The sequence below is a fragment of the Streptomyces katrae genome (genome assembly GCF_000966975.1).
In the GTDB taxonomy this organism is placed as follows: domain Bacteria; phylum Actinomycetota; class Actinomycetes; order Streptomycetales; family Streptomycetaceae; genus Streptomyces; species Streptomyces katrae.
Map to the genome: position 1 here is coordinate 1 of NZ_JZWV01000961.1, position 7,965 is coordinate 7,965.

The window sequence follows — 7,965 nt, forward strand, 5'->3', positions numbered from 1 at the left end:
GCCCCCTCCCGGCCCGACGGCCCCGTGAACGGGGCGAGGTCCACCGGTGCACGGCCCTGCTCGGCCGGGACGGCCGGCCCCGTCACATCGGCATCGTCGAACCCCTCAGGCCCGGCAGCAGCCAGTCCTGGAAGGGCGCCAGCACGGCCAGTACCAGGAACACGGCGCCGGCCAGCCGGGCCAGCTGCGGCCCCCGGTACCAGAGCTTCTCCAGGAAGATCAGCACGGCCACGCCCGCCATCGCCGCGAGGTTCATGACGCCCAGCGGGATCAGCACGACCATCAGCGCCCAGCAGCAGCCGACGCAGTACGCGCCGTGGTGCAGCCCCACCCGCAGGTCGCGCAGCGGCGGCCGGTACGAGACGTACCGCATCAGCTGGGCCATGGGACTGCGGCAGTGCCGCAGGCAGATGTCCTTGAGCGGGCCCAGCTGGTGGAGCCCGGCCAGCGCGAAGGCGGCCGCGCCGATCCACTTCCCGACGTCCGGGTTCCGGTCGACCAGGGCGCCGGTGAGCGCCAGCCCGCCGTACCCGAGCAGCCCGTACGCCGTCCACGCGATCAGATAGCCGGCGAGGAACCCGGTGGTGCGCAGCGCCCGCGTGACACCACGGGACCGGCGGGCGATCCCCCTGGCCCAGGTCACCGCGACGGGGGCGACGGAGGGCAGCATCATCGCGGCCATCATGGCCGTCCACAGCAGGAGGAACAGCGGCAGCGCCATCCCCATCGTGCCGGGCCCGACCCCCATGCCCCGGGCCTGGCCCACGGTGAGCACCCAGGCCAGGGCCGCGATCACGAGGATCAGCGACCAGGCCACGGCGAGCTCCCGGACGGGCAGCAGCACCCCCGCCCGCAACGGCTGCCCCTCCGCCCCCGGCCGCACCGCCGTACGCATGAGGCACTCCCCTCGGACCCTTCCAGCACAGCACGGATCCCGGGGACGGCAACCCCGGCGGGTCAGCGCCCGGCCCGACACGGCCGACGCCCCACGACGGAGCCGGCCCCTCAGCCGACGGGCCGCCCGGCGGGAAGGTAGTAGGCACGGTTGTGAGCGGCGACCGGGGCCGACTGGAAGGTCCAGGCGCCCGCGGCCGGGGTGTCGCCGAGCAGCGAGCGGACGTCGCGTCCGAGGTCCCCCTCGGGGGCGTGCACCGTCACGCGGGTCCGCTCGGCGTGTTCCGGCGCGCCGAGGTCGTACCAGCGGTAGGGCTGGTAGACGTTCATGGGGCCGGCCAGCAGGCGGCCGTCCTCGGTGGTGCCGTACCCGGTCACCGGGGCGAGGTTGGCGGGGACGGGCGTGAGACCGTCGAGCGCGGCCGTGAGGTCGAGGAGCGGTGTTCCGCCCCGGGTGAGGGTGTCGCCGTCCGGGCCGATGCCGGCGGCGTTGCAGCGTACGGTCCAGGTTTCGCCCGCCGGGCCGTTGAGGGAGGGCAGGGCGACCTCGAACCAGCCGGGGAACTTCGGCTCCGCGTACAGCTCGCGTCCGGCGCGGATGGCGAAGGGGTTGTCGCAGACCACGTGGATGCGGGCGATGCCGAGCAGCTTGGTCTGGTCCCAGCCCTGGGCGTACTGGGCGTAGGTGAGCGCGGGGAGGCGGCCGGCGTCGGCGGTCGGGTACGCGATGACGTTGTACTCGATCTCCTGGGTGATGCCTCCGCCGAAGGGGTACTGCGCGAAGTACAGCTGGTAGTTGAGCGAGACCAGGGCCCGGCCGTCGTCGAACTCGGCCGTGGAAAGGTCCGGGTGGTGCTTGGCCAGCAGGTCGCGGACCGGGCCCGGATCCACCAGCCAGTCGACGCCGAGCTGGTGCAACGCCCCGTAGTGGAAGGGCAGTCGGAACGGCTCCGGCACCGGGGGCAGGGGTATGGCGGTCATGGGGCGGCTCCGGGGGAGGTCGGGGTGAGCGTGGCGGGCCGGTCGCGGGCGGCGAGGCCGGCCTCGACGGCTTCGGCGCTGCGCAGGGCGAGCGCGGCCATGGTCAGGGTCGGGTTGGAGGTGGCGACCGAGGGCATGCTGCCGCAGCCGACGGCGTAGAGGCCGGGGTGGTCCCAGCAGCGCTGCAGGGCGTCGACCACGGAGGTCGCCGGGGAGTCGCCCATGATGTGCGTGCCGGCGGCGTGGCCGGCGCCGCGGTAGCCGTAGGTGCGGCCGCCGTACTCGAAGCGGCCCGGCCAAGCCGCGGCCGGCGCGTAGTCGGTGCGGTCCTCGGCGCCGAGCAGGGCGAAGATCTGCTCGGAGACGGCCCTGGCGGCGGCCATCCCGGCCTTGACGTGGCCGTCGAGGTCGTATGTGACCAGGGGCCGGGGCAGTCCCAGGGCGTCCCGCTCGGTGGGGTGGAGGGTGACGCGGTTGGCGGGGTCGGCGCCCTGCTCCATCTCGAACTGGAGGGTGAACTGGCGGCGGATCCGGTCGCCGGCCGCCCGCCGCAGTGCGGCCCCGAACAGCCCCTGTCCGGTGACGAGTTCGGCGATGTCGACGTCGACGAGCCCCTTCGCCCAGACCCACCCCCAGTTCCCGATCTCGATCCGGAACGGCGCCCGCGCCCGGCGGCCTGGACCGGCGCGGAAGCCCTCGAAGCCGGAGGTCGAGCCGGGCCCCCGGTACGCGCCGACGGCCTCCGGCATGAGGCCCCAGGTCAGCAGGACCGGGTGGTCCATCAGGTTGCGGCCCAGCTGACCGCTGCGCCCGGCCAGCTCGGACAGGAGCAGCAGCCGGGCGTTCTCCACCGCGTGCGCGGCGAGGACGACCACGTCGGCGCTGGCGACGGACACCGTGCCGTCGTACGACCGGTACTCCACACCGGTGGCCCGGCCGGTGCCGTCGACGAGGACCCGCGAGACCACGGACCGGTCCCGGAGCGTCACGGAGGCACTCCACCGGCCCTGGGTCTTGAGCGGCGTGTACTTCGCGTACGACGGGCAGTGCGGGATGCAACTCGCGTGGCCCACGCAGCGGTTGTCCGGGGCGGGCCGCCCGTCCCGCCCCCGGGGGACATAGCCGCGGCCGCCGTCGTACCGGGGATCCGGTACGCCGTTGCGGGCGTGCGGGGTGCCGACCACCCGCAGCTCCACCTCGCTCAGGGCGACCGGGTCCTTGACCCGGCGCCCGTCCAGACCCGCCGCCAGGACCCGGTCGAGGTGGCTGGCGGGGATCGGCCGCATGGGGAAGACGTGGCCGGCGGGCAGCGGCAGGCCGACGTGTTCGCGCTGCTCGTCGCTGTCGGCGGCCACCCCCATCTCCTCCTCGGCCGCGCGGTAGAACGGTTCGAGGTCGTCGTACGTGAGCGGCCAGCGGCGCCCGTAGCCGAACGGCTCGGTGTCGAAGTCCTCCGGCAGCATGCGCGGCGTCAGCCCGGTCCAGACGTTGCCGGTGCCGCCGTTGACCCGGACGTACCCGCTGGCGTACGGAAGCGGGCCGTCCTGGAGCAGATGGCCCGCCGACCGGTAGCCGGGCGTGCCGTCCACTCCGGCGATGTCGGTGTTCTCGGGCCAGGCCGCGGCCGGGTGCGGGCGGTAGGCGGAGCCGGGCACCTTGACGGTGGCCTCGACGAAGGCGGTGTGCGGGTCGGCGGAGTCGGCCGCCCCGGCTTCGAGGACCAGGACCCGGCGCCCCGCGCGGCCGAGGCGGTCCGCGACGAGCGAACCCGCGACCCCGGCTCCGACGACGACCACGTCGTACCGGTTCACCGCCCGGCTCCCTCGGTCTCGGCGGGCCGCTCCGCCCAACTGCCGTAACCCGCCGGCACGCTGGCGGGCGCGACGACTCCGGCCGCCTTCCAGACGAGCGCTTCGGCATGGGCGCGCGGCGAGACCACGAACGGCGCGGGCCCCGGCCAGCTCCCCGTGTACCAGAGGATCGTCACCGCCCGGGCGGCGTCCGCCCGGTCCCCGTCCGCGCTCTCGTCCGGCTGCCACGGTCCGCTCAGCAGCCGCTCGTACCGGGCCGGGCCGAGCTGTTCCTCGGCCACCGCCCGGTACACCTCCACGAGTCCGGTGGCTTCCAGCTCGGCGGTGCCGAATCCCGTCAACCGCTCCGACAACGCGGTGAAGCGGCCCGCACCCGCGTCCGGCCCGGAACCTAACCCGCCCTCCACGGCATCGCTCATCTCCCCCACCCGGCCCTCTCCCGTTCCCGGAACGCCCTTGCTCACGTCCTACGAACGTATCGAGCGTGACGGCATGCGCACGATCACTCTTTCGGGTGATCGTCGCGGGCGGCGGAAGCCCTGGCGGACGGGTGGTCACGGGCGGTCCTGCCCGCGTTCCACTGCCGCACGGCGAGGACGGCTCCCGAGGCGGCGAACAGGCAGGCGGTGATCAGCAGCCACCGCCCCAGGAACACGTCCGCCGGCAGGCCGGTGCTGATCGTGTAGTGGCCGACCTGCCCGAGTACCAGCGGCCAGTACACGAGCAGCAGGACACCGGAGACGAAGGCGGGTACCCGGACGTGGTTGACGCCGGCCCGCGGCACGCGTGTCCCCTGCCCCGCACGGGGTCCGAGGAGCTTCTGGACGGCCAGGTCGGTGACCGCGTACAGCGGCAGGAGGACGAGGTCGTGCAGGAGCGCGGCTCCCACGAACCACACCGCCACCCCGAGGGTGTCCCCTTCGAGCAGGCGCAGGCCCGCGTAGCAGGCCAGCGCGAAGGAGGCGAGGAGGAGCAGCAGGTGGAGCGGGGACGCTCCGTAGCGGTGCCGGAAACCGGGCGGGGCGGCGCCGGCGGTGGGCGGCTTCATACGGGTTCTCCGAAGGTGAGGCGGGTGACCCACTTGGTGTTGTGGACTCCGGGCGCCCCGGGGACGATCACTCTGGCCGGGTGGCCGTGGTCGGGGGACAGGAGCGCCCCGTTGACCCGTACGGCCAGCAGCGAGCGTGCGTCCCGGACCTGGCCGGCGCTCAGCACGACCGAGCTGAACGAACCGCCCCGCTGGACGGACTGGACGAGGACCTGGGGCGGGTGCGTGCCCAGGCCCACGAGCGCGGCCAGGTCGGCGAGGCGGACACCGCTCCAGTGCTGGTCGGCGGTGGACCAGCCCTCCACGCAGGCGATGGGCAGCAGCGCTTCGTGCTGCGGCAGGGCGAGCAGCTGGGCATGGGTGAGGTCGATCTGGCGGCCCCCGCCGCGCACGGTCAGCCGCCAGGCCGGACCGATGTCGCTGGGGCGGATGCCGACGGAGGCGGCGGTCTTGTTGATCTGGAAGCCGTTCGGGCCGGAGCCCGGTTCCTGGCCGTGCGGCGCCAGGAGGGCCGTCCGGCGGAACCAGCCGCCCACGCTCTGCCCCGCGGTCACGGCGAGCAGCGCGAGGGAGCCCAGCCCGACCATGCCCAGCGCACCCCGCCGGGAGATGGTGGGGGCGGCCGGGCGGGGCGAGACCAGGCCGGCCGCCTCCTCGCTGTCCGGGTCCGGTTGCCGCGGCCCGGCGCGCAGGGCCCGCACGGCCCGTCCCAGCCGGAGGGCCACGTGCACGGCGAAGGCGCCGATGAAGACCCAGGCCCCGTAGAAGTGCAGGGTGTAGAAGGAGCCCGGGAAGATGTAGTGGAGCTGCGTGTTGAGGATGCCGGTGGCGAACTCGAACCCGGCACCGCCCACCAGCAGGAGCAGCGAGATCCGTTCGGCGGCCTGGGCGGCCGACCGCACCGGAGGCCAGGCGAAGAGCTTCGGGATCACCGACCACAGCTTGGCCAGGAGCACGGGCACGAGCACGACGCCGAGCGTGACGTGCACCCCCTGGGTGACCCGGTAGAGCCAGTAAGGGGAGGTCGGCCAGGAGAAGAGGTAGAAGCCCAGCCATCCCTTGCCGGGGGTCTGGTCGTTGACCGCCGCGAGGTCGGGCTCGTACGCGGCGTACGACAGCAGGCCGGTGACGAAGACGACCGTGATGCCGAAGAGCAGGACGATCCCGAACACCGCGGTCAGCCACGGGCCGCGCAGCGGGCTGCGCCAGAACTCCGGGCGGGACGGGCCCCGTGGCGGCCCTGCGGCCGGACCGCTGTGCTTCGCGTCCATGGGGTTCACGGGGTTCATGGGGTTCCTCCACTGGTTCCGGGTGCGTGGGTTCACCGGTGCTCTCCCGGTGCGGGGGACAGGTCCGGCACGAGGTGCGGCCGGTCTCGTGCCGCGGCGTGCCTGCGCGCCGCCCAGCCGCCCAGGACGGCCAGCGCGGCGGCGCCGTACGCGACCGCGCAGGCGTACGGGGCGACCCGGCCCGTCAGATAGACGGCCGCGCCCGCGACCGCTACGCCGAGCCACTCCCAGCGGCCGTCGAGGGCCACCAGGGCGATCACGAGGAGGGCGTACCAGGAGTAGCCGGGGGTGGTCAGGAGGAACGCGGTCCCGGTGACCAGGAGGGCACCGCTCCACGGACGCTCGGGGTCGCCCCGCCTGATCACGTAGGCGCTGACGGCGAGCATCCCCGCGACGACGGCCGGCACGGCCCAGGAGTCGGGGAGCAGCAGGCGCAGGAGGGCGTAGCGGGTGCCGGCGGACGGGTCCTGGTAGCCCTCTTCGTCGGCGTACCCGGCGAGGTAGCCGAGGACGGAGGAGTGCGAGAGCAGGACGTACGGCAGGTACAGGACCGCGGCGGCGGGGAGCAGGACGGCGGCGGCGTCGCGGACCCGGCGTACGCCGGACAGGGCTCCGGGGAGCAGGACGGCGGGCAGGAGCTTGACGGCGGTGGCCAGGCCGAGCAGTGCGCCGCCCCGGACCCGGTGGCGGACCGTCAGACCCAGGGCGGCCACCGACAGCAGGACGGCGAGGGCGTCGGCGTGGGCGTTGTTGACGGCTTCGACGGCGACGGCCGGGCACCAGGCCCAGTACGCCGCCGTACGGGGGTCGCCGCGGCGGCGCAGGACGCGCAGCAGCGCCAGGGTGGTGGCGACGGCGATGACGGCGCCGCCCGCCTGGAAGGCCTTGTGGCGGGCTCCGTCGGGTGAGAGGGCGTGGACGAGGAGGAAGTACAGCTCCCCGGCCGGAGGGTAGATGGTGTGGACGCGGGGACGGTTGATGCGGGTGCAGACGCCTTCGGACACGGCGGCCAGGTCCGGCTTCCCGCACGCCCGCCCGGTGGGGAACAGCCAGGTGTCGCGGTACGGCAGGAGGGCCGGATCGGCCGGGGCGTGGTCGTAGGGGGAGATGCCCGCCGCCTGCACACGGCCGTCCCAGGCGTAGCGGTAGGAGTCCGTGCTGGTGCGGGGCGGGGCGACCAGGCCGGTCAGGGCGACGGCGACACCGCCGGCGAGGACGAGGGCGGCGGCGTGCCGGGTGGGTACCCGGCGCAGGCTCCACACGGCCGCCGCGAACAGGGCCCAGCAGGCGGCGTTCAGCCCGAACAGGCCGACCGGGTCGGTGAAGTACCCGTCCTCGCGCACGGTGAGGACGAGCGCCGTGACGAGGGCGGTGAGGAGGACGGCGGTGGTGGCGGTGGCCGCGGTGGCCCGTACGGGGCCGGCGGCCGGCCGGGTCACGGCGCGTCCCCCGGGGCGGTCCGGGCGGCCGCGGCGGTGCGCCGTCTCCCGGGGACGAGTTCGGCGAAGTGCCGGCCGGCCACCGTCCAGCTGCCGACGGTGCGCCAGCCGGCGGCCTCGGCGTGGCGCAGCAGGGCCCGGCGGCCGGCCCGGGCCCACGGGAAGGGGGTGCCGAGCGTGCCCCGGCCGTCGTCGAGGCGCACCTCGCACCGCTCGTCCACCTCGACGGGGGCGGCCTCGGCGACCAGCCGGCCACCGGGGGCGAGCAGGTCCGCGGTGCGTCCGAGGAGGGCGGCGGGGTCGCCGCCGATGCCGATGTTGCCGTCGATCAGCAGGGCGGTGTCCCAGCGGCGTTCGCCGGGCAGGGGCTCGAAGACGGAGCGGCACAGGGCCGTTCCGCCGCGGCGTACGGTCCGCGTCACGGCGGCGGGGGTCACGTCGATGCCGAGGGCGCGGTGGCCCCGTTCGGCCAGCGCCGCGACGAGCCGGCCCGGGCCGCAGCC

8 protein-coding genes are annotated in these 7,965 nt (G+C 75.0%); all 8 read right to left on the reverse strand.

Annotated elements, in window-relative coordinates:
- Positions 1-82: 82 nt before the first annotated feature.
- The gene (locus VR44_RS30475; protein WP_045950848.1) at positions 83-895 is read right to left on the reverse strand and encodes a DUF2182 domain-containing protein; all 813 of its coding nucleotides are present in this window, start codon (positions 893-895) and stop codon (positions 83-85) included.
- A gap of 110 nt (positions 896-1,005) precedes the next feature.
- A complete protein-coding gene (locus tag VR44_RS30480; protein ID WP_045950849.1) occupies positions 1,006-1,875 on the reverse strand; it encodes a hypothetical protein in 870 nt (289 codons plus the stop codon).
- On the reverse strand, positions 1,872-3,686 hold the full coding sequence (locus VR44_RS30485) for a GMC oxidoreductase (protein ID WP_045950850.1): 1,815 nt from the start codon (positions 3,684-3,686) through the stop codon (positions 1,872-1,874). Before VR44_RS30485 ends, VR44_RS30480 begins: the two co-directional genes overlap by 4 nt.
- Positions 3,683-4,105, reverse strand: a complete 423-nt coding sequence (locus VR44_RS30490) for a hypothetical protein (protein ID WP_045950854.1) — start codon at positions 4,103-4,105, stop codon at positions 3,683-3,685. The genes VR44_RS30485 and VR44_RS30490 overlap by 4 nt, the downstream gene beginning before the upstream one ends.
- A gap of 83 nt (positions 4,106-4,188) precedes the next feature.
- On the reverse strand, positions 4,189-4,734 hold the full coding sequence (locus VR44_RS30495) for a hypothetical protein (RefSeq protein WP_045950851.1): 546 nt from the start codon (positions 4,732-4,734) through the stop codon (positions 4,189-4,191).
- A complete protein-coding gene (locus VR44_RS30500) occupies positions 4,731-6,023 on the reverse strand; it encodes a molybdopterin-dependent oxidoreductase (protein ID WP_045950852.1) in 1,293 nt (430 codons plus the stop codon). The genes VR44_RS30495 and VR44_RS30500 overlap by 4 nt, the downstream gene beginning before the upstream one ends.
- Positions 6,024-6,055: 32 nt before the next feature.
- Positions 6,056-7,462, reverse strand: a complete 1,407-nt coding sequence (locus VR44_RS30505; protein WP_045950853.1) for a glycosyltransferase family 87 protein — start codon at positions 7,460-7,462, stop codon at positions 6,056-6,058.
- The coding region (locus tag VR44_RS30510; protein ID WP_052713900.1) for a class I SAM-dependent methyltransferase at positions 7,459-7,965 on the reverse strand (507 nt) is incomplete at its 5' end. The genes VR44_RS30505 and VR44_RS30510, both read right to left, overlap by 4 nt.

What these genes read in the sequence shown, in the direction of transcription:
- VR44_RS30475 (WP_045950848.1), bottom strand. Translation starts at nt 895, where the DNA reads ATGCGTACGGCGGTGCGGCCGGGGGCGGAGGGGCAGCCGTTGCGGGCG.
- VR44_RS30480 (WP_045950849.1), bottom strand. Translation starts at nt 1,875, where the DNA reads ATGACCGCCATACCCCTGCCCCCGGTGCCGGAGCCGTTCCGACTGCCC.
- VR44_RS30490 (WP_045950854.1), bottom strand. Translation starts at nt 4,105, where the DNA reads ATGAGCGATGCCGTGGAGGGCGGGTTAGGTTCCGGGCCGGACGCGGGT.
- VR44_RS30495 (WP_045950851.1), bottom strand. Translation starts at nt 4,734, where the DNA reads ATGAAGCCGCCCACCGCCGGCGCCGCCCCGCCCGGTTTCCGGCACCGC.
- VR44_RS30500 (WP_045950852.1), bottom strand. Translation starts at nt 6,023, where the DNA reads ATGAACCCCGTGAACCCCATGGACGCGAAGCACAGCGGTCCGGCCGCA.